At 64.6% G+C, this 25,318-nt stretch carries 26 protein-coding genes; 12 read left to right on the plus strand and 14 right to left on the minus strand.

Annotated elements, in window-relative coordinates:
* Nucleotides 1–4: 4 nt before the first annotated feature.
* Together MJ601_RS05620 and MJ601_RS05625 are read right to left on the minus strand one after the other, a co-directional pair.
* On the minus strand, nt 5–835 hold the full coding sequence (locus MJ601_RS05620; RefSeq protein ID WP_242124175.1) for an oxidoreductase: 831 nt from the start codon (nt 833–835) through the stop codon (nt 5–7).
* A gap of 153 nt (nt 836–988) precedes the next feature.
* The gene (locus MJ601_RS05625) at nt 989–1,459 is read right to left on the minus strand and encodes a DUF2147 domain-containing protein (RefSeq protein ID WP_242124177.1); all 471 of its coding nucleotides are present in this window, start codon (nt 1,457–1,459) and stop codon (nt 989–991) included.
* 339 nt (nt 1,460–1,798) lie between these two features.
* Here MJ601_RS05625 and MJ601_RS05630 point away from each other — a divergent pair, with 339 nt between their 5' ends.
* Complete coding sequence (locus MJ601_RS05630) at nt 1,799–2,605, plus strand: enoyl-CoA hydratase/isomerase family protein (protein ID WP_242124179.1); 807 nt, start codon at nt 1,799–1,801, stop codon at nt 2,603–2,605.
* A 3-nt stretch (nt 2,606–2,608) separates the two neighbouring features.
* Here the strand turns inward: MJ601_RS05630 and MJ601_RS05635 are convergent, their stop codons facing one another.
* The 4 genes from MJ601_RS05635 to MJ601_RS05650 are packed head-to-tail and all read right to left on the minus strand — an operon-like array spanning nt 2,609 to nt 6,269.
* The gene (locus MJ601_RS05635; RefSeq protein WP_242124181.1) at nt 2,609–3,358 is read right to left on the minus strand and encodes an SDR family NAD(P)-dependent oxidoreductase; all 750 of its coding nucleotides are present in this window, start codon (nt 3,356–3,358) and stop codon (nt 2,609–2,611) included.
* A 22-nt stretch (nt 3,359–3,380) separates the two neighbouring features.
* Nucleotides 3,381–4,694, minus strand: a complete 1,314-nt coding sequence (locus MJ601_RS05640; protein WP_242124182.1) for an acyl-CoA dehydrogenase family protein — start codon at nt 4,692–4,694, stop codon at nt 3,381–3,383.
* Between the two features lie 23 nt (nt 4,695–4,717).
* Entirely contained in the window at nt 4,718–5,806 is a 1,089-nt protein-coding gene (locus tag MJ601_RS05645) for a phosphotransferase family protein (protein ID WP_242124184.1), read from the minus strand.
* Complete coding sequence (locus MJ601_RS05650; RefSeq protein ID WP_242124186.1) at nt 5,760–6,269, minus strand: MarR family winged helix-turn-helix transcriptional regulator; 510 nt, start codon at nt 6,267–6,269, stop codon at nt 5,760–5,762. The genes MJ601_RS05645 and MJ601_RS05650 overlap by 47 nt, the downstream gene beginning before the upstream one ends.
* Before the next feature lie 165 nt (nt 6,270–6,434).
* Between MJ601_RS05650 and MJ601_RS05655 the strand changes: the two genes are divergently transcribed.
* From MJ601_RS05655 to MJ601_RS05665, 3 genes are read left to right on the plus strand one after another with little or no spacing between them, the layout of a single operon-like run.
* Nucleotides 6,435–7,298 carry an MBL fold metallo-hydrolase gene (locus MJ601_RS05655; RefSeq protein WP_242124188.1) on the plus strand — a complete coding sequence of 288 codons (864 nt, stop codon included), beginning with the start codon at nt 6,435–6,437 and terminating at the stop codon, nt 7,296–7,298.
* A 10-nt stretch (nt 7,299–7,308) separates the two neighbouring features.
* The gene (locus MJ601_RS05660) at nt 7,309–8,199 is read left to right on the plus strand and encodes an alpha/beta fold hydrolase (protein ID WP_242124190.1); all 891 of its coding nucleotides are present in this window, start codon (nt 7,309–7,311) and stop codon (nt 8,197–8,199) included.
* 41 nt (nt 8,200–8,240) lie between these two features.
* Entirely contained in the window at nt 8,241–9,044 is an 804-nt protein-coding gene (locus MJ601_RS05665) for an SDR family oxidoreductase (protein WP_242124192.1), read from the plus strand.
* 51 nt (nt 9,045–9,095) lie between these two features.
* On the opposite strand, the gene MJ601_RS05670 is transcribed toward MJ601_RS05665, so the two are convergent.
* Genes MJ601_RS05670 through MJ601_RS05680 form a run of 3 tightly spaced genes read right to left on the minus strand, consistent with a single transcriptional unit; the run spans nt 9,096 to nt 10,729 of the window.
* Nucleotides 9,096–9,599, minus strand: a complete 504-nt coding sequence (locus tag MJ601_RS05670) for a protein tyrosine phosphatase family protein (protein WP_242124195.1) — start codon at nt 9,597–9,599, stop codon at nt 9,096–9,098.
* Nucleotides 9,572–9,946, minus strand: a complete 375-nt coding sequence (locus MJ601_RS05675) for a VOC family protein (protein ID WP_242124197.1) — start codon at nt 9,944–9,946, stop codon at nt 9,572–9,574. The genes MJ601_RS05670 and MJ601_RS05675 overlap by 28 nt, the downstream gene beginning before the upstream one ends.
* Before the next feature lie 48 nt (nt 9,947–9,994).
* A complete protein-coding gene (locus MJ601_RS05680) occupies nt 9,995–10,729 on the minus strand; it encodes an enoyl-CoA hydratase/isomerase family protein (protein WP_242124200.1) in 735 nt (244 codons plus the stop codon).
* Between the two features lie 120 nt (nt 10,730–10,849).
* Between MJ601_RS05680 and MJ601_RS05685 the strand changes: the two genes are divergently transcribed.
* From MJ601_RS05685 to MJ601_RS05715, 7 genes are all read left to right on the plus strand, one after another.
* On the plus strand, nt 10,850–11,653 hold the full coding sequence (locus MJ601_RS05685; protein WP_242124202.1) for an enoyl-CoA hydratase/isomerase family protein: 804 nt from the start codon (nt 10,850–10,852) through the stop codon (nt 11,651–11,653).
* A 14-nt stretch (nt 11,654–11,667) separates the two neighbouring features.
* The gene (locus tag MJ601_RS05690; protein ID WP_242124204.1) at nt 11,668–12,456 is read left to right on the plus strand and encodes an SDR family oxidoreductase; all 789 of its coding nucleotides are present in this window, start codon (nt 11,668–11,670) and stop codon (nt 12,454–12,456) included.
* Entirely contained in the window at nt 12,453–13,238 is a 786-nt protein-coding gene (locus tag MJ601_RS05695) for an enoyl-CoA hydratase/isomerase family protein (RefSeq protein WP_242124206.1), read from the plus strand. The genes MJ601_RS05690 and MJ601_RS05695 overlap by 4 nt, the downstream gene beginning before the upstream one ends.
* 2 nt (nt 13,239–13,240) lie before the next feature.
* The gene (locus tag MJ601_RS05700; protein ID WP_242124208.1) at nt 13,241–14,401 is read left to right on the plus strand and encodes an acyl-CoA dehydrogenase family protein; all 1,161 of its coding nucleotides are present in this window, start codon (nt 13,241–13,243) and stop codon (nt 14,399–14,401) included.
* A 110-nt stretch (nt 14,402–14,511) separates the two neighbouring features.
* A complete protein-coding gene (locus MJ601_RS05705; protein ID WP_242124210.1) occupies nt 14,512–15,579 on the plus strand; it encodes an NAD-dependent epimerase/dehydratase family protein in 1,068 nt (355 codons plus the stop codon).
* Nucleotides 15,580–15,605: 26 nt separating this feature from the next.
* The gene (locus MJ601_RS05710) at nt 15,606–16,322 is read left to right on the plus strand and encodes an NADPH-dependent F420 reductase (RefSeq protein WP_242124212.1); all 717 of its coding nucleotides are present in this window, start codon (nt 15,606–15,608) and stop codon (nt 16,320–16,322) included.
* Nucleotides 16,323–16,358: 36 nt separating this feature from the next.
* A complete protein-coding gene (locus tag MJ601_RS05715) occupies nt 16,359–17,390 on the plus strand; it encodes an aldo/keto reductase (RefSeq protein ID WP_242124214.1) in 1,032 nt (343 codons plus the stop codon).
* Between the two features lie 45 nt (nt 17,391–17,435).
* Here MJ601_RS05715 and MJ601_RS05720 read toward each other — a convergent pair whose 3' ends face one another.
* Nucleotides 17,436–17,927 (minus strand): acyl-CoA thioesterase, encoded by a 492-nt coding sequence (locus tag MJ601_RS05720; RefSeq protein ID WP_242124216.1) that lies wholly within the window; start codon nt 17,925–17,927, stop codon nt 17,436–17,438.
* Nucleotides 17,928–18,034: 107 nt separating this feature from the next.
* On the opposite strand from MJ601_RS05720, the gene MJ601_RS05725 reads away from it, so the two are divergent.
* Complete coding sequence (locus MJ601_RS05725; protein ID WP_242124218.1) at nt 18,035–19,171, plus strand: zinc-dependent alcohol dehydrogenase family protein; 1,137 nt, start codon at nt 18,035–18,037, stop codon at nt 19,169–19,171.
* 221 nt (nt 19,172–19,392) lie between these two features.
* On the opposite strand, the gene MJ601_RS05730 is transcribed toward MJ601_RS05725, so the two are convergent.
* The 4 genes from MJ601_RS05730 to MJ601_RS05745 all read right to left on the minus strand — a co-directional run bounded on the left by MJ601_RS05730 (nt 19,393) and on the right by MJ601_RS05745 (nt 25,311).
* Nucleotides 19,393–21,708, minus strand: a complete 2,316-nt coding sequence (locus MJ601_RS05730; protein ID WP_242124221.1) for a TonB-dependent receptor — start codon at nt 21,706–21,708, stop codon at nt 19,393–19,395.
* A 215-nt stretch (nt 21,709–21,923) separates the two neighbouring features.
* The gene (locus tag MJ601_RS05735) at nt 21,924–23,309 is read right to left on the minus strand and encodes an amidohydrolase family protein (protein ID WP_242124222.1); all 1,386 of its coding nucleotides are present in this window, start codon (nt 23,307–23,309) and stop codon (nt 21,924–21,926) included.
* Complete coding sequence (locus MJ601_RS05740) at nt 23,306–24,310, minus strand: CoA transferase (protein WP_242124224.1); 1,005 nt, start codon at nt 24,308–24,310, stop codon at nt 23,306–23,308. The genes MJ601_RS05735 and MJ601_RS05740 overlap by 4 nt, the downstream gene beginning before the upstream one ends.
* On the minus strand, nt 24,307–25,311 hold the full coding sequence (locus MJ601_RS05745) for an enoyl-CoA hydratase/isomerase family protein (protein WP_242124226.1): 1,005 nt from the start codon (nt 25,309–25,311) through the stop codon (nt 24,307–24,309). The genes MJ601_RS05740 and MJ601_RS05745 overlap by 4 nt, the downstream gene beginning before the upstream one ends.
* Between the last annotated feature and the right edge of the window lie 7 nt (nt 25,312–25,318).

Raw genomic sequence — 25,318 nt, forward strand, 5'->3', positions numbered from 1 at the left:
GGCCCTACTTGGTCTGGCTCAGGATGATACGGTCGAAGGTGCGGTCGCTCAGCCATTTGCGCATGCCCAGCAGCATCTTGGCATATTTGCCCGCGGCATAGCGGGTGTCGGGCTTGCCGGCATGGGCGGCCTTCGACACCACATTGGCGATGACGCTGCCGGGGCTGCCCGTGCCCTTGCCATAGGTGTTGGCGATCGAATTGGCGACCGCCTGGGCCAGGCCGGCATAGGGTCCGCCCGCGGACCGGTTCAGCAGGTTGTTGGAGGCGCCGTCGCCAAAGCCGGTCTCGATCACGCCGGGCTCGACGATGACGACGTTGATGCCGAATTGCGACAGTTCCAGCCGCAGACAGTCCGACCAGCCTTCCAGCGCATGCTTGGTGGCATGATACCAGGCGCCCAGCAGCGAATAGATCTTGCCACCCATCGACGTGACGTTGACGATCGTGCCCGACCGCTTCTCCCGCATATAGGGCAGCAGCAGCTGCGTCAGCCGCGCCGGGCCGAACAGGTTGACCTCGAACTGGTAGCGCGCCTCGTCCAGCGGAATATCCTCCACCGGGCCGTAAAGGCCGAAGCCCGCATTGTTGACCAGCACGTCCACGCCGCCGACTTCGGCGGTAATGGTGTTCACCACGGCGCGGATGTCTTCATCCTTGGAAATGTCCATGGCCAGGGGCCTGGCGCCCAGCGCGGCGAGGTCCTGCATCTTGTTGACGCTGCGCGCGGCGACATAGACAAGATAGCCGTCGGCGATCAGGCGCTGCGCGATGTCCTTGCCCATGCCCGACGATGCGCCGGTGACCAGAGCGGTTTTCTTTGCTGGATTGACCATGTTTGAGCCTCTTATGTGTATGGGCCACAGATAGGCGGCAGAATGCGACAATGCAGTGTCGGATTGCGCCAGCCGAATTGCCGATTACGCCAAATCCGTCTGCTTGGACAGGCTGGACGGCGGTTCGGCGCCCCGGCTGGCGCGACGGCGGGATCAGCCGGCGATGCGGTGGAAGCTGCGCGTCTGGCCCAGCAACGAGACTCCCAGATAACCCCTCAGATACATTTTGCCGTCCTTGATCCACAGCTTGCAGCTATAGGTGCTGCCCGACGATCCGTCGTAGAGCGAGCCGCCGGTCCATTCGCCCTTGGAATAGCGCAGGCCGGTCAGGATGACGGCATTCTTCATCGAGCGGGAACGCAGCGCCGGATCGGGGTTCTTCACATCCTTCTTGAAGGTCACGCCGTCCGCCTCGACCAGCTTGTTGCCATAGAGCAGGCGGCCCTGATATTCGGCGCCCGACCGGAACAGGTCGAGCTTGACCGAACCGTCGTCGGCGGCCCAGGGCCCTACGACCGCGTCGGCCGGCGCCTGCTGGGCCATGGCTGTCGGAGAAACGAACAATCCCAGGGAAGCAATCGCCAGCGAAAGGGCGTGGCGACGAGAAAATCCAGTCTGTTCCATGATGTGATCCTGTCAATTCGGATGGTGTCGATTGAGGGCGTTCGGGAAGGAATCCCCTTTTTTGCTCCCCTTTTTTGAAGGATTTTCCCGGAACGCCCGCCGGTTTCGCGGCCATTTCTGTCTTGCTTTTGAGCTAAGATGCTGATGCCGCTGCCCTTTCCCTAACGGATGGACATGCGGGCGGCACTGGCGGAAGGCGCCAAGGGTCTTGCGCCGAGCGCCATTTGTTGCGAGGGCCGATGGCGAGTGACAGAGTTTCCGGTTCCGCACCCGGTGGCGGAGGATGGGGCCGCCCGTCCGGCTTCCGGGACCGATCAACCGTGGAGAAGGTGCTTCCCAATGACCGACATTCTTGTCTCGAAGAGCGGCGGGGCCGCCATCGTCACCCTCAATCGTCCCGAAGCGCTCAATGCCATGACGATCGAGATGACGGCGCGCTTCAACGACGCGATACGCGATGCGGAACAGGACCCGGCGGTCCGGGCCATCGTCATCACCGGCGCGGGCCGCGCCTTCTGTTCGGGCATCGACATGGCGGCCGTCGCCGAAATGTCCCGCACCGGCAACCGCAGGTGGGAAGAGCGGGGCATGACGACGGACATGCCCGCGCAGTTCGCCAACCTGCTGTCCGTGGCCAAGCCCGTCATCTGCGCGATCAACGGGGTGGCGGCAGGCGTCGGCCTGGTCCTCGCGCTGATGAGCGACATCCGCATCATGGACGAGGGCGCGTCGATGACGACCTCCTTCGCGAAGATCGGCCTGATTTCCGAACATGGCACGAGCTGGCTGCTGCCCCGGCTGGTCGGGACCGGCAAGGCGCTCGACCTGCTATGGACGGCACGCAAGGTCGGCGCGGCGGAGGCGCATGCCATCGGCCTGGCCGACCGGCTGGCGCCCGCGGGCAAGGCGGTCGAGGAAGCGCTGGACTTCGTGGCGCAGCTAGAGGCCTCCTCGCCCCATTCGATGGCGCGCATCAAGCAGATGGTCTACGCCCATATGGACGTGGACCGGGGCACGGCCTTCCGCGACGCGGACGCTACCGTCAACGCCTGCCTCAGCCATCCCGATGTGCAGGAAGGGTTGAGCGCGATTCGCGAGAAGCGCCCCGCCGCCTTCCTGCCCTGGCCGCCGCCGCAGGAGGGCTGACCCCTACCAGATGCCCCCGTCGACCCGCAGCAGGGTTCCGGTGACATAGCTTGATGCCGGGCTGGCGAGATAGAGGGCGCTCGTCACCACCTCATGCGGCTGACCGGGGCGCCCAAGGGCATTGCGCGCCTTTTCGCGCCGCCTGGGGTCCCAGGCCTTGGCGATATCCGTCAGGAAGGGGCCTGCCGACAGCGTGTTCACCCGCACCTTCGGCCCATATTCATGCGCGAGGGAGAGGGACAGCGAGTTGAGCGCCGCCTTGGCGCAGCCATAGGGCACCACCTCCGGAATGGGCATCACCCCGGCGGTCGAGGAGACATTGATGATGGCGCCGCCATCGCCGTCGAACATGCGCTTGCCGATCTGGCTGGCCAGGCGGAACGGCCCCTTGATGTTGAGGTTGAAGACGCTGTCGTACAGCGCCTCCGTCACCTCATGGCTGGGCATGCGCGGACTCATTCCGGCATTGTTGACGAGGATGTCGACCCGGCCGAACTCGGCATAGGCCGCCTCGATCAGGCCGTCGATCTCGTCCCAGCGGCCGACATGGGCGGCATGGGCCATGGCGCGGCGGCCCATCGCCCGGACCTCCTGCGCCACCGCCTCGCAATTTTCGAGCTTGCGGCTGGCGATGATGACGTCGGCGCCATGGGCGGCGAAGGCGCGCACCATTTCCAGGCCCAGCCCCCGGCTGCCGCCCGTCACCAGCGCCACCTTTCCGGTCAGGTCGAACAGTGGGTCGATCATGGTCATGGCTTCCTCTCCTTTTTTCTGTTCACTCGGCCGGCACGGGCTGGCGCGCATTCCATATGCCGGCATGGCGGGCCAGCGCCGCCTCGCGCCGGGCAGGCAGATGTTCGGAAGGGAAGATGCCTTCGGAGGGCTTCGCCTTCCTGAGCAGCGCCTTGGCGACCTGAACTTTGTGCACCTCCGTCGGCCCGTCGGCGAGACCCAGGCTGAGCAGCCCCTGCCACATGCTGGCGAGCGGCGTTTCATTGGACACGCCATAGCTGCCATGGATGTGGATCGCACGGCGGACGATGTCGTGATAGATGGTCGCCATCTGCACCTTGCACATCGCGATATGGGTGCGTGCCGCGCCATGCGGCTCATGGTCGATGATCCAGGCGGTCTTGAGCACCAGCAGGCGGAACATCTCCAGCTCGATCGCCGAATCCGCGATCATGCCCTGGACGAACTGGTGGTCGGACAGTGGCCGTCCCTGCGTCCGGCGCGACACGGCGCGTTCCAGCATCATCTCCAGCGCGCGCTGGCACCGGCCCACGGTGCGCATCGCATGATGGACGCGCCCGCCGCCCAGCCGCGCCTGCGCCACCTTGAACCCGTCGCCCGGCCCGCCCAGCATTGCGTCCAGCGGCACGCGCACCTTTTCATAGCGGATATAGCCATGGGTGCCGGTGTCCGCTTCGGGATCGTCGCCGATCGTGCCGACATTGCGCAGGATGTTGATGCCCGGCGTCTCGGCGGGCACGACGAACATCGACATGCGCCGGTGCGGCTCGGCTTCCGAATCGGTCACCGCCATCACGATCAGGAAGGCGGCGTAGCGGGCGTTGGAGGAGAACCATTTGTCGCCCTCGATCACCCATTCGTCGCCGTCCCTGTAGGCCTTGCAGACGAACTCCTTGGGGTCGGCCCCGGCATGGGGCTCGGTCATGGAGAAGGTGGAGACGATGTCCCCGTCCAGCAGCGGCTGAAGATATTTCGCCTTCTGCTCCTCCGTCCCAAACATGGCCAGGATCTCGGCATTGCCGGTATCGGGCGCGGCGGTGCCGAACACGGTCGGTGCCCAGTAGGACCGGCCCAATATCTCGTTCATCAGCGCCAGCTTGAGCTGGCCGTAGCCCTCGCCGCCCAGATGCGGGTCGAGGTGGCAGGCCCACAATCCCTGTTGCTTCACCTGTTCCTGCAACGGCCTGATGATGGCGCGCGACGTCTCGTTCCTGGTGTCATAGGGATCGCCATGATGGGGGAAGAGGATGTCGAGCGGCTCGCACTCGCGCTTCACGAAATCCAGCATCCAGTCCAGCTTGGCCTGAAATTCGGGTTCGACGGAAAAATCGATCATGCTGTCTCTCCTGAAAACTCTGTTCAGCCAAGGCGGCGGCACAGCGCCTCGGCCTTTTCGAAATTGCTGAGAACGAGGCCGGAAAAGAAGGTGCCGGTGGCCTCGGGAAGGATGCCTGCGGCGGCCTGCGCCACCTTATATTCGAGGATGCAGCCGCCCTTGAACATCTGGAGCGCGCGGTAATAGTCGAAATGGGACAGGTCGCGCCCGGTGCCCGCCGCATAATAGCGCGCCAGCTCCTGCCGGGTGGGGAAGTTGGCGACATTGTAGAGCGCGTGGCTGGGTATCTCGTCCGGCCTTTCCTCGTCGCGCATCTTGTTGGTGAAACCGGCCAGGTCCATCAGCGGGTCGCCGATGGTCGAGAGTTCCCAGTCTATGAGCGCGGTCAGCCGCGCGGGCCGGTCGAAGGCGAACAGGGCATTGGGCGTGCCGACATCGCCATGCATGATGCCCGCGTGGAAATCGTCCGGGATGTTGGCGCGCAGCCAGTCGCGCACATAGTCGTAGCCCGGCAGCGCGCGCCCGGCATAACCGTAAAGCGCGCCATAGCTTTCCAGCTGCCCCGACCAGCGGTCGACCTGCCGCTCCAGGAAATTGTCCGGCTTGCCGAAGCCCTCCAGCCCCACCGCCCTGTAGTCGACATTGGCGAGTGCCACGAGGCCGTCGATCATCGCATAGGCGATGCCCGGCTCGCTCGGCATGGTGTCGAAGGGCGGGCGGTTGTAGATATTGCCGTCCGCCCGCAATTCGGCGGCCCAGCCCGGAACCCGCTCCATCACATAGAAGGCGGAGCCGATGACGCTTTCATCCTCGCAGGCGCCATGGCAATGCGGGTGCGGCACCGGCGTGCCGTTGAGCGCGGTCAGCACCCGCGCCTCGCGCAGCACCGATTTCGCGCTGCCCGGCGGCGGCACGGCGGGCGGGCGGCGCAGGATCATCGTCGGACCGCCCCGGTCGAGCGCGAAGATCACGTTCGACGTGCCGCCATGGATCATGGTGGCCGTCAGGCGCCCATCGCCCAGTTCCGGAATATGCGCATCCAGCCAGGCGGTCAGCCGTTCCTCGTCAATCAGCGGCCGCTGCAGCGGCTGCTCCTCGGTCACCATCGTCATCGATCCTCTCCTCTTCGTCTTCCCGAAGATTGCGTTCCATCGTTTCGCGGATCAGCCGCAGTCCGGCCGTGGTGTCGGCCAGCACCTGCGGATCGATCCCGCGCGTCAGCCTGTCCGCCACGGCCAGCCCCTGCCGGTCCCGGTCCTGCTGCATCGCGCGGCCCGCGCCAGTGGGCAGGAGAAGGCGCGCGCGCTTATGCTCCGGATTATCCTCGAACCGGATCAGGTCCCGCTGCTGCAGGCTGTCGGCCGCGCGCTGGATCACCTGGCGGGGATGACCCAGGCTGCGGCCGATCTGCGACACGGTGGGCGCGTGGCGCGCCCGCACCACCGCCGCCAGGACGATGGCTTCCATTTCGGCCAGGCCTTCCGCCGAGCGCACGGACTGGAAGGCGGCAGAGGTGCGACCGCGTGTACGGGCCAGCTCGTCGAGCAGGGCGATCATGGCGAGGGAACGACTCATATGACACCTAAATGTCAAAACGACACAAAAGTGTCAATGTCATTCTGTCGTCCACCGGCATTGCAATGCCCTAAAAGCTCGTGCACTTGGTATGTTATGTCGTCCGCAACAGGACGGCGGACAAGCGGCGGCAGTTGACCGGATCCTTCTTGGAGAGTGATAGAAATGGCGCAATGGACGATGGGCGATGTTCGCATCACGACGATTGACGAGACCGTCGTCGTCTTTCGCGGCGATCATTTCTTCCCCAAATCGACGCGGGAGGAAATGGCCGCGGTACCATGGCTCGGTGAACCCTATATCACCAAGGAAGGCCGCGTCCGCCTCGTCATCCGGGCCTTTCTGATCGAAACGCCGCAGACCAAAATCATCGTCGATACCTGCTTCGGCAACGACAAGCCGCGCCACTGGGCCGACGCCAGCATGTTGCAGACCGATTTCCTGGGCAAGCTGGAAGCGGCAGGCTGTCCGCGCGAATCGATCGATGCCGTGCTCTGCACCCATCTGCACATCGACCATGTCGGCTGGAATACCATGTGGGACGGCGAACGCTGGGTGCCGACCTTCCCCAATGCCCGCTACATGTTCGCCCGCACGGAGTTCGAACATTGGCAGGCGCATAGCGAGGGCGAGGAACTGACGGTGTTCGAGGATTCGGTGAAGCCGGTCTTCGACGCCGGGCTGGTCGACCTGGTGACCACCGATCACCGCGTCGATCCCTGGATCAGCCTCACGCCGTCCCACGGTCATACGCCCGGCCATGTCTGCGTGCTGGTCGACGCGGGCGGGGTCCGCTCGATCATCACCGGCGATTCCTTCCACAGCCCGATGCAGATCGCGCGGCCCGACTGGGGATCGGTCCCGGACTGGGATACGGCGATGGGCGAAAAAACGCGCCTTCGCATCCTGGGTGATCTGGCTGGCACGGACAATCGCATGTTCGGCACGCATTTTCCCGAACCTGCCGCCGGACATATCGTGCGCGAAGGCGATGGCTATCGCTTCGCCCCGCTGGACGGCGCGGCCTGATCCCATGGACATGAGTTGGTCACCCGGTCCCGGCACCGGGATCAGGATGATCGAGGTGGCGGCCAACGGGCAGCGCTTCGAGGTGGCGGAGGCCGGCGGCGGCGATCATCTCGCCCTGTGCCTGCACGGCTTCCCCGAACTCCATTATTCCTGGCGTCACCAGATGCCGCTGCTGGCCGGGATGGGCTATCGCGTATGGGCGCCCAACCAGCGCGGCTATGGCGGGTCATCGCGCCCGCGGGGCGTGGACGCCTACCGGATCGAGCGGTTGCTGGAAGATATCGGCGCGCTGTTCGACGCCAGCGGCGCCAGCAGGCTGACGCTGATCGGCCATGACTGGGGCGCGATCCTTGCCTGGCATTTCGCGATCCGGCAGGTGCGCCCGATCGAACGGCTGGTCATCATGAACATGCCCCATCCCGCCTGCCTTGCCGCCACGGTCAAGCGCAACTGGCGGCAGCGCCTCCGCCTCTGGTACATGGCCTTTTTCCAGTTGCCGCGCCTGCCCGAACTGTTCATGGCGGGCGGTAGCGGCAACACGGTGCGCAACGCCTTCCGCGCTTCGGCGGTGGACAAGGCGCGCTTCCCCGACGAAGTGCTGGATGTCTATGCCGCCGCGGCCACGCGGCCGGGGGCGATGACGGCGATGATAAACTGGTATCGGGCGGCGGGCCGTCATCGCGCGAGCCGCGCCACCGGCAGCGGCGTGGTGGACGTTCCGACCCTTATCGTCTGGGGCGATCAGGATGCCGCGCTGCTCGCCGAGACGCTCGACGGCACGGGCGACTTCGTGCGCGACCTCACGATCCGCAGGCTCTCCCATGCCTCGCACTGGGTGCAGCAGGACGCGCCGGAGGATGTGAACGCCATTCTCTCCGAATGGCTGCCACGCGGCGGATAACAGCAGATTTTCAGCAATCACAGGACGAAAGGCAGATTAGCATGGATTTCTCGAACAGCGCCTTCAAGGACGGGCTGATGACCGGCAAGGTCGTGTTCGTCGCGGGTGGCACCAGCGGCATCAACCTGGGGATAGCCAAGCGCTTCGCTTCCCTCGGTGCAAAGTTAGCGGTCGTCGGCCGTAACCCGGAAAAGGCGCAGAACGCAGCCAAGGAGATCGGCCCGGACGCGATCGGCCTGTCGGCGGACGTGCGCGACTATGCCGCCATTCGCGGCGCGCTGGAGGAAGTGGCGGCGAAGCTGGGACCGCTCGACATCGTCGTTTCCGGCGCGGCCGGGAATTTCCTGGCGCCCGCCGCCGCCATGTCGGCCAACGCCTTCCGCACCGTGGTCGATATCGACCTCAACGGCACGTTCAACGTGTTCCGCGCATGCTATGACCTGCTGAACAAGCCGGGCGCTTCGCTGATCGCGATCACGGCGGGGCAGGCGGTCAATGCCTCGCCGCTCCAGGCCCACGCCTGCGCCGCCAAGGCGGGCATCAACCACCTCATCCGCGTGCTGGCGATGGAATGGGGTCCGGAGGTTCGCGTGAATGGCATTTCGCCCGGCCCGATCGAGGGTACGGAGGGCATGGCCCGCCTGGCCCCCTCTGACGATACGCGCGAAGCCTATTATGCCCGCATCCCGATGCGGCGCTGGGGCGAGATCGGCGAAGTGGCCGAAGCGGCCGTGTTCCTGTCCAGCCCCTCGGCGGTCTATGTGACCGGCACCGTTCTTGACGTGGACGGCGGGTCGCAGCTCGGCGACGCCAGCAAGAATGATGTCGAGAAGGGCATGGCCTGACGCCATCATCGGGTTTGAGCGGAGCCGGGGGATATTCACCCCGGCTTCGTCTCAATAATCCCGGCGCGCGTAGAGATGGTCGCGTGAAACCGCTTCTTCGTCGCCGATAAAGCCCGCCCAGACGCCGCCGGGTCGCCAGATGCGATCCATCTCCTGTCGCGCTTCGTCCGCGGGCATGGCCAGAACGTCTCGTCGGTAACGATAGATGAAGGCGGAAACGCGCAGATTGGCGATGCAGTGGACATGCACGCTATGCCCCGCCAGCTCCTGCATCGCCGAACAGAAACGCTCGAAATCCTGATCGGTCGGGTGGGCGAAATCCACCGGTATATGGATATAGGTCATGCCAAGCGCACTGACGCTCGCCGCCTCGTCGGGCAGTGCCTTTTCATGGCTGTGCAGCCCCAGATTGACGATATGCGTGACCCCGATCGCCCGGAGTGCGGCCAGCTGATCCTCGCTGGGCTGCCCGGATGTGGTGAGCGAAGGATCGAGACGCCGCCACATATAGATGTCGGTGGGATCGTTCAGCATGGCGCGAACGTCCAGCTGCACAGCTTGTTGCCGTCCAGGTCGCGGAAATAGGCGAAATAGGATCCCCCGCCGCGATCGCCGGGCGCGCCTTCGTCCGTGCCGCCCAATGCGATGGCACGATGGTAGAAGGCATCCACCCCTGCACGGCTGTCGAAGGCGAAGCCGATCATCGTGCCGTTGCCGATCGTCGCGGCCTCGCCGTCGAAAGGCGTGACCACCGCGAACATGCCGTCCTGGATGCTGCCGAAGAAGCGTCCGCCCCCGGGATTGTCGAAAAGCCTGTTCCAGCCGATGCTGCCCAGCAACGCTTCATAGAAGGCAATGGCCCGGTCCAGATCGTTCGTTCCCACACTGGCATAAAGCTGCATTGCGTCACTCCCGATTCACGGCACAGGGCCGGGCTCCATCATCCATGCCTATTTCTTGCGCATGCGGGCAAGGCGATCATGCATTTCCGGCCCGCGCCCTTCGGTCTTCTCGATCTCATAGACGATGCCGTCGTGCAGGCTCATGCCTTCGGTCCTGGCGACCAGCGTCTTGAACGCGCGCGTCGCGCGCCAGGCATTGGCCAGCACCTCGCCGCAGAATTTGTCGACCTCCGCCTCGAAACCATCATTGGGCACGACGAAATTGGCCAAGCCCATCGCAGCGGCATCCGCGCCCGAATAGGTGCGGGAGGCGAAGAACATCTCATAGGCCTTGGCTTCGCCGATACGGCGCGGCAGCCGCTGCGACAGGCCCCAGATCGGCGTCAGATCCCATTTCGCATGGGTGTCGGCGAACTTCGCGTCCTCGGCCGCGATGATGATGTCGGCGGCGAGCACAAGCTCCAGCCCGCCCGTGTAGCAATGGCCGCGCACCGCCGCGACCACCGGCATCGGCAGGGTGGCGAGCCGCTCGATCGTGCGCGTCTCGAACATTCCGGCTGCGTCGTCCTCCGAACCGCTGGAAATCCCCTCCAGGTCATGCCCGGCACAAAAGCTGCGGCCCGCGCCCGTCAGCAGGACGCAGCCCACTTTCTCCTTCTGGATGGTGTCGATATGGGCATTGAGTTCGTGGAAAGACTCCACCGACAGGGCGTTCAGCTTTTCCGGGCGATTGAGCGTGATGCGGGCGAGTCCATCCTCGATGGCGAGCAAAACAAGCGACATGCCGGTTACATCCTCTTGGCCAATGTGGAAATATAACTTAGTATGATATGCGCATGGAGCCATCGGGCGCCGGGGTCAAGGAGATTCCCGGAGGCCCGCCATGACCAGTTGAGAGGATTGATGACAGACATGCCTTCGCCGAAAATCGTCCTGCACGCGCCCGTTGACGGCGTAGCGCTTATCGAGCTTTCCGACCCCGAAAACAACAACGCGTTCGAGGCGGATACGCTCAATCTGCTATCCCGCCTGATGGACGAGGCAGTGGCGGATTCTGCGGTACGGGCCATGGTGATCGCCGGGCAGGGCAAGCATTTCAGCCGGGGCGCCTCGCCCAATCTGATGGGCGTGCTGCGCGACGCCAGCCCGATCGACGTGCTGGGCAATGTCTATTCGACCGCGCAGGGCGCGATGCGCCGCGTCTATAACTGCAGCAAGCCGACGATCGCGGCCGTCACCGGCGCGGCGATCACCATCGGTTGCGAATTGGCGGTGGCCTGCGATTTCCGTATCATCGACGAAACCGCGTCCTTCACCGAAGCCTGGATCCGGCTGGGCCTGCTGCCGCCGCTGGGCGGCATGTTCCTGCTGCCCCGCCTGGTGGGCACGGCGCGGGCGAGCGAGATGATCCTTCAGGGTCGCCGCATCAAGGCCGAGGAGGCGGTGAAGATCGGCCTCGCCAACGAACTGGTGCCTGCCGACCGGCTGCGCGACCGGGCGATGGAACTGGCCAGGGAACTTGCCGCGCTGCCGCCGCAGGCCTATCGCATTGCCAAGCTGTCCTTCCACCGCGCGCTTGAATCGACGATGGAAAATGAATGGAACGCCAACGCGATGGCGCAGGCGATCCTGATGAGCTCGGAGGATTTCGCGGAAGGCGTCGCCTCTGTGCGCGAGGGCCGGACGCCCCATTATATTGGCCGCTGAAGGAAGGCGCGGACGTGGATCTGGGCATAGTGGGAAAGACCGCGCTGGTTGCGGGCGGCAGCGCGGGTCTGGGTGGGGCCAGTGCCCGCGCGCTTGCGCGGGAAGGCGTCGACCTGTTCGTCAGCGCGCGTGGCGGCGACCGGCTTGAGGCAGCGGCGGCGGCCATCCGGGCGGAAACGGGGAGCAAGGTGACAGCGATCGTCGCCGACCATGGCAGCAAGGAAGGGCGCCAGCGCCTGTTCGATGCCTGTCCGGCGCCCGATATACTGGTCATCACCTTTTCGCCCCCGCCGCTGACCGACGATTATCGGAAGGTGACGGCCGACCAGTGGCGCGCCGTGTTCGACATGGCCGTCGTCGGGTCGACCGAACTGATGCGCCATTATTTGCAGGGCATGGCCGATCGCGGCTTCGGCCGGATCGTCAACATCAGCACCATCGCCGCCAAATATCCGCTGGCGGCGCGGATGCTCTCGGGGGCATCGCGGGCTGCGGTGGGCAATTATGCGACAGGCCTGTCGAAACTGCTGGCCCGGCATAACGTCGCCGTCAATTCGCTGCTACCTGGCATTTTCGAAACGCCGGGGCTGACGGGCACCTTCACCGATGCGGCCAGCGCCAACGGCACGAGCGAGGCGGAGGAGCGCGAGAAGTTCCTGCGCCGGTTCAACATTCCCGCCCGTCGCTATGGCGACCCCGATGAAATCGGCGCATTGTGCGCCATGCTGTGCAGCCGCCATGCCGGCTACGTCGTGGGGCAGAGCCTGGGCGTGGACGGCGGGCTGGGAGGAGCATTGTTTTGAGCGACGATACGGGCACCGTATTTTCGGAATTGCATGTGGGTGGCGTCCTGCTGCTGACCCTGTCCTTTCCGGCCCGGCGCAACGCCATCTCCATGCGTATGCGCGCGGTGCTGGAAGAGAGGCTGGAGCAGGCGCAGACCGACCCGGCCTGCCGCGCCATCGTGCTGACGGGGGAGGGCGAGCATTTTTGTTCGGGCGGCGACCTCACCAGCTTTGCGGGCGTAACCTCCTCCGGCGGGCGGCTGCGCATGCAGAATCTGCACCGGATCATCCGCATGATGGCGGCGGGCAGGAAGCCGATCGTCGCGGCGGTGGAGGGGGCGGCGATGGGCGCCGGTCTTGGCCTTGCAGCCGCCTGCGACGTGATCGTCGCGTCGCAGACCGCGAAATTCTCCGTGCCCTTTGCCCGGTTCAACCTGGTGCCCGATTATGGCGGCATGTGGACGCTGACCAACCGCATCGGCATGGGCCGCACCCGCCTGCTGGTGATGAGCGGCCGAACGATCAGGGCCGAGGAAGCCGAACGCATCGGCCTGGTCGAGCAGATCGTTCCGGCAGGGACCGCCCTTGCGGAGGCACTGGCGCTCGCCGGGCAGATCGCAAAGGGCGCGCCGCTGTCGCATGAATATCTGAAGGCGGTGCTGGCGCGCGGCCCCGCAGGGCTTGAAGACGTCCTTGCCGCTGAAGCGGATGCGCAGGGCGTGCTCTATGGCACCGAAGATTATGTCGAAGGCTACACCTCCTTCTTCGAAAAACGTGAACCCCAGTTCAAAGGCCAATGACCATGAATGCAATGACCAGCCTGCCTCCCGCCCTTGCGGACGAATCCTACGAGATGTTCGCCGAGACGGTTCGCCGCTTCTTCGAGCGCGAGGCGTCCCCCGAACGGGTCCAGGAATGGCGCGACGCCGGGATCGTGCCTCGCGAAGTGTGGCGCGCGGCCGGTGACGCGGGCCTGCTGGGCGCGTCGATGCCCGCCGAGCTGGGCGGTGGAGGCGGCGATTTCGGCCATGAGGCGATCCTGACGCGGGAAGTCGGCCGCCACAATCTGGAGGGCTGGGGCCTGGCCGTCCACAACGCCATCGTGCTGCCCTATTTTCTGAGCTACGCCAATGAGGAGCAGAAGGCGCGCTGGATTCCCAAGCTTTGCGCCGGCGAATGGATCTGCGCGATCGCCATGACCGAACCGCATGCCGGTTCCGACCTTCAGCGTATCCGCACCACCGCCCGGCGCGAGGGCGATGAATATGTCATCAACGGGCAGAAGGTGTTCATCAGCAACGGCCAGAATGCCGACATCATCGTCGTCGCGGCTAAGACCGATCCGACGCTGGGCGCCAAGGGCGTGTCGCTCATCGTGGTCGAGACGGCGGACTTGCCCGGTTACCGGCGCGGACGCAATCTGGACAAGATCGGCAATGAGATGTCGGACACGTCCGAACTGTTCTTCGACGATGTCCGCGTACCGGCGGAAAACCTGCTCGGCGGGGTCGAGGGCAAGGGCTTTACCCAGATGATGGTGAAGCTGCCGCAGGAGCGTCTGCTCACCGCCCTTCTGTGCCAGGGTTCAGCCGAGCGCGCGCTGTGGTTGACGCTGGAATATGTGAAGGAACGTGAAATCTTTGGCCAGCGCCTGTTCGATTTCCAGAACACCCAGTTCAAGCTGGCCGAGATGAAGACCGAGACGACCATCAGCGAAGCCTTTGTCGATCGCTGCGTCGAACAGCATATGAGGGGTGAGATGACCACCGAGCTTGCCTCCATGGCGAAGCTCTACACCTCCGAACTGTGCGGCCGGGTCGTTGACCAGTGCCTCCAGTTTTTTGGCGGATATGGTTATATGACCGAATATCCGATTGCGCGTATGTACAAGGATGTGCGTGTGCGCCGCATCCTTGCCGGTTCGAGCGAAGTCATGAAGATGATTATCGCGCGATCCCTGTGATCTCTGCCACCGGCGCCTGACGACTGTCGGGCGCCGACGCAGTGTCCCCGGACGGGCCGATGGATGTCGGATCTTTGCGCGGTGCTGAAACGGTTGGAAAGGGGAAGGCCATGGTTGATATCGACAAGAGCAAGCCGGTGCTGGTCACGGGCGCGACCGGCTATGTGGCGGGCTGGATCGTCAAGCGGCTGCTGGAGGAGGGCGCCACCGTCCATGCGGCGGTGCGTGACCCCGGCAATGCGGAGAAGCTCCGATATCTCAATGAAATAGCGGTGGGCCTTCCCGGAACGATCCGCTATTTCAAGGCGGACCTGCTCGACGAAGGCTCCTATGCGGAGGCGATGGCCGGTTGCGAGGTGGTGTTCCACACGGCCTCGCCCTTCTTCCGCGATGTGAAGGACGCACAGACCGAACTGGTCGATCCGGCGGTGAAGGGCACCCGCAATGTGCTGGAAACCGCGAACCGCACGGAATCGGTCCGGCGCGTGGTCGTCACCAGCAGTTGCGCTGCCATCTATGGCGACGCGGCCGACATCGCGACCTATCCGGGCCAGGTGATGACCGAGCAATGCTGGAACAGCAGTTCCTCGCTCGACCATAATCCCTATCCCTATTCGAAGGTGCTGGCCGAGAAGGAAGCCTGGAAGATCGCCGAGGCGCAGTCGCGGTGGAAGCTGGTCGTCATCAATCCGGGCTTCGTGCTCGGCCCGGCCATCAATCCCTATGGCGAGGGCGAGAGCTTCGCGGTCATCCGCCAGATGGGCGGCGGCCCGATGAAGGCGGGCATCCCGGCGATCGGCATCGGCGTCATCGACGTGCGCGACCTGGCCGAGGCGCATCTGCGCGCGGGCTTCCTGCCGGAGGCGAACGGGCGCAACATCATCGTCGCGGAAAACACCTCCTTGCTCGATCTGGCGGCGACGCTGCGGCCCAAATTTCCCAGATATCCCCTGCCCAAAAGCCTCCTGCCCAAATGGCTCGTCTGGCTGGTGGGGCCGTTGGCCGACAAGTCCACGACCCGCAAGTTCATTTCCCGCAATGTCGGCCATCCGTGGAAGGCGGACAATAGCAAGAGCGTCCGCGAACTCGGCATGAGCTATCGGCCGATTGCGCAGACCATGCAGGACATGTTCCAGCAGATCGTCGATACGGGGCAGATTCCGGTACCCAAGGGCTGACGGGCTGCCTCACCGGAGAGGAATGGATGGAAATAGGAATCATCGGGGCCGGCAATATCGGCGGCACGCTGGCAAGGTTGTTCAGCGAGGCTGGTCACAAGGTGATGATCGCCAATTCGCGCGGACCGGACTCACTGCGCGACCTGGCCGACCGGCTGGGCGTGCAGGCGGTGGACCGGCGGGAGGCGGCGCGTGCCCGCGATCTCGTTGTCCTTGCGCTGCGGCCCACGGTGATCGCCGGGCTGGGAGCCGACCTGTTTTCGGAAACGCCCGCCGACACCATCATCGTCGATACCGGCAACTATTATCCGGAAGCGCGCGACGGCCGGATCGCCGGGATCGATGAGGGCCTGCCCGAAAGCGTCTGGGTGGCGAAGACGATCGGCCGTCCGGTGCTCAAGGCATTCAACAGCATCGGGGCGCCCAGCCTAGCCACGGGCAGCCGCCCGAAAGGGAGTAAGGATCGCATCGCCTTGGCCGTTTCCGGTGACGATATCGCCGCAAAGGAAAAGCTGATGGGGTTGCTCGACCAGATCGGTTTCGACAGTGTCGATGCGGGGCCGCTTTCCCAATCCTGGCGGCAGCAACCGGGCACGCTGGGCTATTGCCATGACTATGAGACGGCGCGTCTGCGTGCGGCGCTGGCCGCCGCGAATCCGGATCATGTGGCGCATTGCCGGGCGGAGGGCGATGCCTTCGCGATCCAACTGATCGCCATGCACACCGGCGCGGGACGGGTCTGAGCGCCGCGGCCATTTTTCAGGAAGAGGATGACAACAATGGAAACCCGGTTCTTGGGAGCGAGCGGACTGGAAGTGTCCGTGCTCAGCTTTGGTGCGATGACTTTTTCCGAAGGCACGGGCATGTTCGGCTTGGTCGGCCAGACGCAGGGCGGCGACGCGCGGCGCCAGGTCGATATCTGCCTCGATGCCGGGGTGACGCTGTTCGACACCGCCGACATGTATTCGGAGGGCAAGTCGGAGGAGATATTGGGCGCGGCGCTGGGCGACCGGCGCAAGGACATCATCCTTGCGACCAAGGGCTTTGCCGCCATGGGGCCGGGCGCGCATGACCGGGGCCTGTCGCGCCGCCACCTGATCGAGGCCTGCGAAGATTCGCTGCGGCGGCTCAAGACCGACTGGATCGACCTCTATCAGGTCCATAATTTCGATGCGCGCGTGCCGCTGGAGGAAACGCTGCGCGCTCTCGATGACCTGGTGACGGCGGGCAAGATCCGCTATGTCGGCTGCTCCAACTATGCGGGCTGGCAGTTGATGAAGGCCGCGGCCATCGCCGACAAGCGTGGCTACAGCCCCTATGTCAGCCAGCAGATCCAATATTCGCTGATGGTGCGCGATGCGGAGGAGGAACTGCTCCCCTGCGGCGTCGACCAGGGCGTTGGCAGCCTGATCTGGAGCCCGCTGGCACAGGGCTATCTCAGCGGCAAGTTCAGGGGCGGTTCGAGTGGTACGACCCGGCTGGAAGCATCGGGCGGCCTCAAGCTGTTCGCGGGTGAAACGGGCGAGGCGGTGCTCGCGGCGATGGACGCCATTGTCGAGGCGCGTGGCACTGTCAGCCACAGTCAGGTCGCGCTCAACTGGGTGCTGAAGCGTCCCGGGGTGACGACGATCCTGGTCGGCGCGCGCACGGACGAGCAGTTGAACGACAATCTCGCGGCGGCGCAATGGTCGCTGACCGACGAGGAAGTGGCGGCTCTGGACAAGGCGAGCCAGCGTCCTGTCCCGGCCTATCCCAATTCGAGCCACCGGCGCTACACCGACCGGAACCCGCAACTCTTCCCGCGTTATTGACCGCCTGCTGCATGGCCCGGACGCGTCCGGGCCATCGCCTTTTCTTCAGCCGTTCATCACCAGCCCGGACAGGAAGGCGCGTAGCGGCTCTGGCAGGGGCGCGGGCCTGCGGCTGTCCCTGTCCACATAGACATGGACGAAAAAGCCCTCAGCCGACGCCTCCTCCTCATCGCCCCGGAACAGGCCGATCTCATAGCGGACGCTGGAGGTGCCGAGTTGCGCTACCCGGATGCCCGCGTCGACCGTTTCGGGAAAGCTGATCGGGGCGGCATAGCGACAGCCGGTCTCCACCACCAGCCCGATCACTTCGCTCCGTTCCGGGGCCAGCACGCCCGCGTCGATCAGCGCGGCATTCACCGCTGTGTCGAAAAAGCTGTAGTAGATGACATTGTTGACATGGCCGTAGACGTCGTTGTCCATCCAGCGCGTCGTGATCTGACGGAACTGCGCATAATCCTTGCGGGTGGCGCGAATCCTGGGTTTTTTCTTCGTTTCCGTTGCGGTTCCGTCGCCGGTCCCGGTCGTCGCAATTGTCATTTGCATCTCCCAATTGACTTCCATAAGGAACCAAATGTCGCGCGCGTCAAGGCTGCAACCGCCCGTACCGTGCGACCTGGATAAATGAGACAGACAGGTGGCATCCGATGAAAGTGAGAGCGGTCGTTTTGCGCGAAATGGGTGCCGCCCATCCCTATGCCGAGACCCGGCCGTTGCGGATCGAGGAGGTACAGCTTGACCCGCCCGGTCCCGGCGAGGTGCTCGTCAAGATCGCGGCTGCGGGGCTGTGCCATTCCGACCTGTCGGTGGTGAACGGCAGCCGCCCGCGCCCGATGCCGATGGCGATCGGGCATGAGGCCGCGGGCGTCGTGGTGGAGACGGGCGAGGGGGTCGATGACCTCACCCCCGGCGATCATGTCGTCATGGTCTTCATGCCGAGTTGCGGCCATTGCCTGCCCTGTTCGGAGGGGCGGCCGGCGCTGTGCGAACCCGGCGCGGCGGCCAATGGTTCGGGCAAGCTGCTGTCCGGCGCGATCCGCCTGCATGAATGCGACGGCGAAGGGCATATACACCATCATCTGGGCTGTTCCGCCTTTGCCGACCATGCGGTGGTGTCGCGGCGCTCGCTGGTGAAGGTCGACAAGGATCTGCCGCTGGTGGAGGCCGCTCTGTTCGGTTGCGCGGTCCTGACCGGTGTCGGCGCTGTGGTGAATACGGCCAAGGTTCAGGCCGGGCAGAGCGTGGTCGTGATCGGGCTGGGCGGCGTGGGTCTGGCGGCGCTGCTGGGTGCGCTGGCAGCGGGCGCATCGACGGTGGTCGCGGTTGACCTGTCGGAAGACAAGCTGGAACTGGCGCGGAGCCTGGGCGCGACCGCCACCATCAATGCGGCCGATCCCGAATGCGTGGCGAAAGTGCGCGCGCTCACCCAAGGCGGCGCGGATTTCGCCTTCGAATTTGCGGGCGTCGCGCGCGCGCTGGACAATGCCTATCAGATGACCCGCCGGGGCGGCACGACGGTGACCGCGGGCCTGCCGCCGCCGGACGCGACGTTGGGCGTCAATATCGTCAATCTCGTGGCTGAGGAGCGCACGGTGAAGGGCAGCTATATCGGCACCTGCGTGCCGGTGCGCGACGTGCCGCGCTATGTCGCCCTCTATCGGTCAGGCAGGCTGCCCGTGAACAAGCTGTTGAGCGGCGTCATCGCGCTGGACGAGATCAATCAGGGCTTCGACCGCCTTCATGACGGCAGCGTCGCCCGGCTGGTGGTCAGCTTCGAGGGCTGACCGCCCTTATTGACAGAATGTAAAGTGCCGCGTTAAATCCGGCGCTTCACTATTATAGCGGCCCTCACGTGCAGAATCCGGCCTCGGCTCGCGCTCTGTGCCGGATTGTCGGCTTTTGCTCATGAAGTTTTCGAACGTTCCCAACAAGCCCTGGAAAAGAGATTGCCAGCCAGCTGGGAAGCTGGCTGGCAATGCAATCCGTCCGAAGGACAGTTTCGGGATCAGAACTTGGTTCTGACCTCGAAGGTCCACATACGCGGCGCGCCGATGGCATAGCCTTCGATACCGAACTCGGCGGTGCCGCCGGTGCCGCTATAGTAATATTTGTTGGTCAGGTTGGTCACCGCCGCCGACAGATCGAAGCGCGAACCGAAGGCGTGGTTCAACTCGAGCCGCATGTCGACGGTCGTGTAGGCCGGGACCAACTGGCTGCAACGGCCATCCGCAATGCAGGTGGAGTCGCGGCTGGCGAGACCGAAGGTCGCGATCGCGTCAGCAGGCAGCAGCTTCGTGAACGGCGTCACATAGATGTCCGACTGATAATTGATCGCGCCAAACAGTACCGCCTCACCGATGTTGTTCGGCAGTTCGCCATGCAGACGCGCGGTGGCGGTCAGCTTGTTGCGGGGCGCCTGCGGCACCGGGTTCACCGAAAGGTCTGCCGTGCTGGGATGCACGGTCGACGGATCGGGGAAATAGGTGATCTTGGCGTTGTCGTACGAATAGGCGAGCGACAGGTCGAGGAACTGGGCTGGCGCGATGCCTGCGTTCAGGTCAAAGCCCCAGAAGCGCACCTTCGGAATATTGATGGTGTTGGTGATGAGCTGGCCAGACGTGCCGTCGGCCAGATAGGTGCCCTGGAAGTCCTTATATTTGTCGTAGAAGAATTCCAGGTTCGCATGGCCGGGCATGCTGCCGAGATGGAAGCTGTTCTTCACGCCTGCCGAGAAGTCGTCGACCTTTTCCGGATTGAAGGTCGCGCCCGACGACGGGTTGAAACCGCCACGCTTGAACCCATGGCGATAGGCGCCATAGACCATCAGATCCTGATCGAAGTGGTAATCGACTCCAATATTGTAGGTCGAACCCTTGAAGCTGCCACTCTTCGTGCTGATGGCCGCTGGATTATTGGGCTGGGGAGCGCCAGCCGGGTACAGCGCCGCACCCGAAGTCTGGGCGACGTCGATCCAGGTATAGCGGTAACCGCCGGTGATGTTGAGCTTCTCGATCGGCGTCACCGTGACGGAGCCGTAAAGGGCCTTCGACCGGATGTTGGTCGACTGGAAATTGTAGAAGTTGTAGAGAGTGCCGCCGATCGGAACCGGGTAATCGATCGAATAAGGATTGATCGTGGTGATTCCGGTGGGCTGCGACGTCTTGTCATACATGCCACCGAACAGGTAGCTGAGCATACCGGTCTTGCCCGACAACTGAAGTTCCTCGGTGAACTGTTCGTTCTTCTTCTTCCGCGCCGGGGCGGGAAGATCGATGAACGGCAGGTCGAAGCCGTCGGAGTCGGCTGCGTCATTGGTGTAACCGACGCTCTTGATATAGCCGACAATGTTTTTCAGATTGATCGTGTCGGACAGGCCGAGAGTTGTCGTATTGGCAACGAAATAGACCTTGGTCGCGGGCTTGGTGAGATTGGTGTCCACATAGCCGCAATATTTGCCGCACATGGGCGTCGCCTGATATTTGCCCAGGTCGGCCGGGTTTCCGGTGAGGAAATATTTGTTGATGATGCCGCCCAGACCAGAAGCCCGCGTCTTGTCGACTTCATAGGAAAGGACGGTCAGGTTGCTGATCGTGTCCGACGGCGTCACCAGCAGCGAAGCGCGGAACTGGGTCTGATTGACATTGTTGAAGGTCTGGCTGCCAAGCGGCTTGCCGCCGGTCGAGCTTTCCGTCTCGGTGGCGCCGGTGAAATAGTTGGTGGCCGACGAATGGAGATAACCGTCACGCTGCCAGTCAAACGCGGCAAGGCGCAGGGCCACATCGTCACCGAACGGAATGTTGATCGCACCTTCGAACTGGAAGTCGTTATAGGTGCCGCCCTGAACGCGGACATAGCCTTCGGTCTTGCCGAGCTTGGGGGCTTCGGGGACGATCACGACCGCGCCGCCAGTGGTGTTCCGGCCGAACAGCGTGCCCTGCGGGCCCTTGAGAACCTGGAAGGAGGCGACGTCAAAGAATTGCGGCGCCATGCCGGGGATCTGGAAGGTCGCGCTGAGCGGGATGTCCGCGAAATAGGTCTCCACCGAACCCGATGCAGCGCCATATTGCTGGCCGCGGCCGCGGATGGTGAAGGTGGGCAGCGACGGGTTGCCCGAGTCGGAATTGATCGACAGGCCTGCGACCGCCTTCGACAGATCGGCCGCCGAAGTGACGCCGCGCTGGGTCAGATCCTTTTGCGATAGCGCTTCGATCGCGAGCGGAACCTGCTGCAGGCTTTCCGACACACGACGCGCGGTAACCACGATGTCGGAAACAGAACCGGATTGGTTCTGCTGTGCCTGCGCGACGCCGGGGCTGGTCATGCCAATCAGCACCATGACGCAGGTAGACGATAACAACTTGAATTTGTTCGGATTCATACATCCTCCCTATTGGAAACGGCCTCTGAGCTCTATAACTTGGTTAGAATTATCGAACGCGCAGGGCCGAATCAATTCGGAAAACGGCTGGTGTCCGTTTCATGTGTATTTTGTTTCGATCTGTTGCTGATTGGCAGCAGTTGCCGCCTGACCGGCCATCATTCGATGTGAATGAGGGTGCCTCGGGATAAGGTCGCCGCAACGGGTTTCGCCGGGAGATCAGCCAGCCATCCGGCGAAGGATGTGTTCAGCAGGCAGATATCGGCAGGTGATCCGATCTTCAATGCGCGGGCTGGGCCTCCGGGCTCGTCGAGCGGAGACAGAAACAAGTTCAGGGCACGGCTTGCGGTAATGGCCTCGGCCGGGTTGAGCGATGCGCCCGAAGCAGTTCGCCTTTGGACGGCCGCGCCGATCGCCTGCCATGGATCGACCGGACCGTAGGGCGCATCCGAACTGCCCGCGACGGGGATGCCGGATTGCAGCAGGCTCGCGCAGCGATAGAGATCGGCTTGCTCCTCCGCGTCTACCAGGGCGCGATAGCGGTCGCCGCGGGTTGCGAGGAAACCGGGCTGCGTCACCACCGTCAGGCGCAGATCGCGGATGACGGAGAGGGCGTCGGCGGGAATGATGCTGCCATGTTCGATCCGGTCGCCGGGCATCGCGCCCGCCTGCTCGAAGGCGGCCAGCATCACGGCGAGTTCACCGGCCGTGACGCAATGCGCGGCGACGCGGCGGTTCCACGAGCGGGCGTGCGCGATGATTTCGACAACTGCGTCGATCGTCGGCAAGCGATGATCGTCGAGCAGGATCTTCACTGGTCCGACGGCGAAGGCTCCGTCCTCCGGCGCCGCAAGCGGGCCACCGGACATCAGCATCAACTCGCCCGGCAGCGCGCCCATGCGCACCGCATCGGCAAGTATGGCGGCGCTCGCCGCATCATTCGTCACCCCGGCATCGCACAGGCCGGTAATTCCCTGGGCGGCGATCTGTTGGCCGAGCGCGGCGAGATCGGGTGTCTCCCGGCCGATGCGGGCACTGAGCCATGTATCGCCACGAAAAATCCGCCCGGTCGGACGACCTTCGCGGTCCCGTTCGACTTCCTCCGGCCACGGTTCGCCACCCAGCCGTTCCAGCGCCGCGCTGTTGAGGATCCACAGCCCTCCCGTCTGATGCTGGACCCGCAGCGGCCGGGCAGGCAGGATGGCGTCCAGGGCATGTCGGTCGAGCAGCGCGCCGTCCTGCTGATGATAGCCCGTCGCGCGCATCCATTCGCCCGGCCCGAGCATCCTGTCGGCCGCTCGCAATGTTCGGGCGAGCGCATCCGGATCGCGGCATGGGTCGAGCTGGACCGAGCGGAGCAGCGCGGCGCTGCCCAGCAAGTGGATGTGATGATCGTGCAGTCCCGGCAGCGCGGCGCAACCCCGCGCGTCCACCAGCTCCTCGCCCCTCAGGTTCGCGCCGATCTCCGCGATGCGGCCCTCCCTGATGGCGATGTCCAGGATGCGGCCGTCCACATCGGCATTGCGGATCAGGAGCGTCTTCATCGCAGCGCCGCCACGCCGGCGGCCGTGCGGGAAAGGGCGGCATCGATCATCCGGCCTCCGCCTGCCTGGGCGGCCTCGATCGCGGCGATCGCGGCGGCAAGGCCGGTCAACGGGTCGGCCACGGCGTCTCCGGCAAAACGGGGCAGTCCCCCCTGCCAGTCGACCAGTCCGCCGGCCACTGCGGCATCATCGCCAAAGCCGGTTCGGAATGCTGCCTCTCCACTCCAGCCATGGCCAGTGACGGCGACCCAGATCAGGGCAGGATTGGCGGCGAACAGGCGATCGGGCGTGACATCCAATGCCTCGAACGCCCGTGGCCGCGCGCTGGTGATGAGGATGTCGCACCCGGCCAGCAGGTCCATGAGGCCGGATCGGTCGAAGTCGATCCCCATGCGCCGCTTGGCGCCGTTCAGCCGCCGGTCGAGCAAGGGGGTGGCGCTGGCGACAGGATCGGGCCGGGTTCGGCTCTCCGCCTTGACGACGTCATGACCAGCGGCGGCCAATATGCCGCCGCACAGGGGGCCGGCCCATAAGGTGGAGAGATCGACGACTTTCAGGCGCGTCTTGACGGGGGCGGGGCGGGCGAGGGCCGAACGGAGAGACAGCGCGCGCCAGCTGGACGCCTTGATTTCTCCCAACTGCGCGACCGCCAGCCCTAGTTCAGCGCCGCGTGCGATGAAATCCCGCGTCGTTTCGCTGCCGGCCGCCTTGGCAATGGCGGCCCAGGGGTCCTCCTCCATTTCCCCGAAGGTCCAGGCAGGCACGAGTTCGGCATCGTCCGGCCGTGGCAGGTTGACGGCGATCCAACCGTCGCGCGCTTCGATCAGGCGGCAACTGCCATTGGGCGAAACCAGTCCCGGTTCCCGCAAGGGCAGCGAATCCGATCGATCGAGCACTTGGACCGGATCGATCTCTACGCTCTTTCCATTGTCGCGGGTCAGCCGCGCGATTTCTCCGGTCATGGCGGCCGCTGCCTTTACCACCAGCGGAGAAGTGGTCATGTCGCGGCATCCACGGCGTGGACAAGACCCCAGTCCAGTGCCGTTGCGAGATCGATCCGGCGCGCACTCAGCAGCATATAGGCGGTGCGATGCCGTCCTATGGCGCGCGTCAGGGTGACGGTGCCGCCCGCGCCGGGAATGAGGCCCATGCGCAGTTCGGGCAGGTGGAAGAAGGTGCCGGGACGGGCGATGCGCCTGGCCGCCGCGGCCGGGACTTCTATGCCCGATCCGACGCAGGCGCCATGAAGGACCACCGTCGCGCGATCACCGATGCGGTGGAGCATGACGGCACAGCTTCGCATCGTGCGGATGACATGCGCCATCGCAAGGTCGCTCGCGCTGCCGAATTCGGGGAGGTCGCCGCCGGTCGAGAAACAGGGCCCCGCGCCCTCCAGCCAGAGCGCGGGCTGCGTGGGATCGTCCGCCACCGCCGCCAGCGCCTCGAACAGCGCGTCGCGCATCCCGGCGCACAGTGCATTGCGGTTGTCCGGCCGCGCCAGTCGAACCGTCACATGGTCGTCGCTGCGCTCCATCTCGATAAAAGGGGCGGCAACGACTGTCCGGGGTTCGGTCTTGCGCTCGGACAGCCATTGGCGAAACTCCGCTCCGCCAAGCAGCGTGGAATAGGCGAGGGATTCGGCGTGCACCGCATCCTCGAACCCCATATCGGCCTGCATCCGCATCAGCCGCATCGCTATGGTCGTTGCTACCGGATGGCGTGACGCCAGAGCCGTCATGGCCTCGATGCGATCCCGCCAATGCGCCGCGGCCACCGTGACCCAGGGCCGTGGCGCGTCCACGGCACTGGTCATCAGCAGGTCGAAAAGGGATTCGTCCACGCCAGGCAGGGCACCTTCCGGGTCCAACCCAACCACAGCGGCTTGGGTGACGCGGGAGAGCAGCCTTGCCTGCTCCATCGCATCCGGCGAGCCGAGATCGAGGAAGCAGATCGGTCGATCGCCCAGGGCCGAAAAACGCTCTGCCTCCAGACTATCGATCATGACCTGC

The organism is Sphingobium trunci (genome assembly GCF_022664535.1).
Classification (GTDB): Bacteria; Pseudomonadota; Alphaproteobacteria; order Sphingomonadales; family Sphingomonadaceae; genus Sphingobium.

Excerpts from the sequence above, each read along its gene's own strand:
- MJ601_RS05620 (WP_242124175.1), bottom strand. The coding sequence starts at position 835 with ATGGTCAATCCAGCAAAGAAAACCGCTCTGGTCACCGGCGCATCGTCG.
- MJ601_RS05625 (WP_242124177.1), bottom strand. The coding sequence starts at position 1,459 with ATGGAACAGACTGGATTTTCTCGTCGCCACGCCCTTTCGCTGGCGATT.
- MJ601_RS05630 (WP_242124179.1), top strand. The coding sequence starts at position 1,799 with ATGACCGACATTCTTGTCTCGAAGAGCGGCGGGGCCGCCATCGTCACC.
- MJ601_RS05635 (WP_242124181.1), bottom strand. The coding sequence starts at position 3,358 with ATGACCATGATCGACCCACTGTTCGACCTGACCGGAAAGGTGGCGCTG.
- MJ601_RS05640 (WP_242124182.1), bottom strand. The coding sequence starts at position 4,694 with ATGATCGATTTTTCCGTCGAACCCGAATTTCAGGCCAAGCTGGACTGG.
- MJ601_RS05645 (WP_242124184.1), bottom strand. The coding sequence starts at position 5,806 with ATGACGATGGTGACCGAGGAGCAGCCGCTGCAGCGGCCGCTGATTGAC.
- MJ601_RS05650 (WP_242124186.1), bottom strand. The coding sequence starts at position 6,269 with ATGAGTCGTTCCCTCGCCATGATCGCCCTGCTCGACGAGCTGGCCCGT.
- MJ601_RS05655 (WP_242124188.1), top strand. The coding sequence starts at position 6,435 with ATGGCGCAATGGACGATGGGCGATGTTCGCATCACGACGATTGACGAG.
- MJ601_RS05660 (WP_242124190.1), top strand. The coding sequence starts at position 7,309 with ATGAGTTGGTCACCCGGTCCCGGCACCGGGATCAGGATGATCGAGGTG.
- MJ601_RS05665 (WP_242124192.1), top strand. The coding sequence starts at position 8,241 with ATGGATTTCTCGAACAGCGCCTTCAAGGACGGGCTGATGACCGGCAAG.
- MJ601_RS05675 (WP_242124197.1), bottom strand. The coding sequence starts at position 9,946 with ATGCAGCTTTATGCCAGTGTGGGAACGAACGATCTGGACCGGGCCATT.
- MJ601_RS05680 (WP_242124200.1), bottom strand. The coding sequence starts at position 10,729 with ATGTCGCTTGTTTTGCTCGCCATCGAGGATGGACTCGCCCGCATCACG.
- MJ601_RS05685 (WP_242124202.1), top strand. The coding sequence starts at position 10,850 with ATGACAGACATGCCTTCGCCGAAAATCGTCCTGCACGCGCCCGTTGAC.
- MJ601_RS05700 (WP_242124208.1), top strand. The coding sequence starts at position 13,241 with ATGAATGCAATGACCAGCCTGCCTCCCGCCCTTGCGGACGAATCCTAC.
- MJ601_RS05705 (WP_242124210.1), top strand. The coding sequence starts at position 14,512 with ATGGTTGATATCGACAAGAGCAAGCCGGTGCTGGTCACGGGCGCGACC.
- MJ601_RS05710 (WP_242124212.1), top strand. The coding sequence starts at position 15,606 with ATGGAAATAGGAATCATCGGGGCCGGCAATATCGGCGGCACGCTGGCA.
- MJ601_RS05715 (WP_242124214.1), top strand. The coding sequence starts at position 16,359 with ATGGAAACCCGGTTCTTGGGAGCGAGCGGACTGGAAGTGTCCGTGCTC.
- MJ601_RS05720 (WP_242124216.1), bottom strand. The coding sequence starts at position 17,927 with ATGACAATTGCGACGACCGGGACCGGCGACGGAACCGCAACGGAAACG.
- MJ601_RS05725 (WP_242124218.1), top strand. The coding sequence starts at position 18,035 with ATGAAAGTGAGAGCGGTCGTTTTGCGCGAAATGGGTGCCGCCCATCCC.
- MJ601_RS05730 (WP_242124221.1), bottom strand. The coding sequence starts at position 21,708 with ATGACCAGCCCCGGCGTCGCGCAGGCACAGCAGAACCAATCCGGTTCT.
- MJ601_RS05735 (WP_242124222.1), bottom strand. The coding sequence starts at position 23,309 with ATGAAGACGCTCCTGATCCGCAATGCCGATGTGGACGGCCGCATCCTG.
- MJ601_RS05740 (WP_242124224.1), bottom strand. The coding sequence starts at position 24,310 with ATGACCACTTCTCCGCTGGTGGTAAAGGCAGCGGCCGCCATGACCGGA.
- MJ601_RS05745 (WP_242124226.1), bottom strand. The coding sequence starts at position 25,311 with ATGATCGATAGTCTGGAGGCAGAGCGTTTTTCGGCCCTGGGCGATCGA.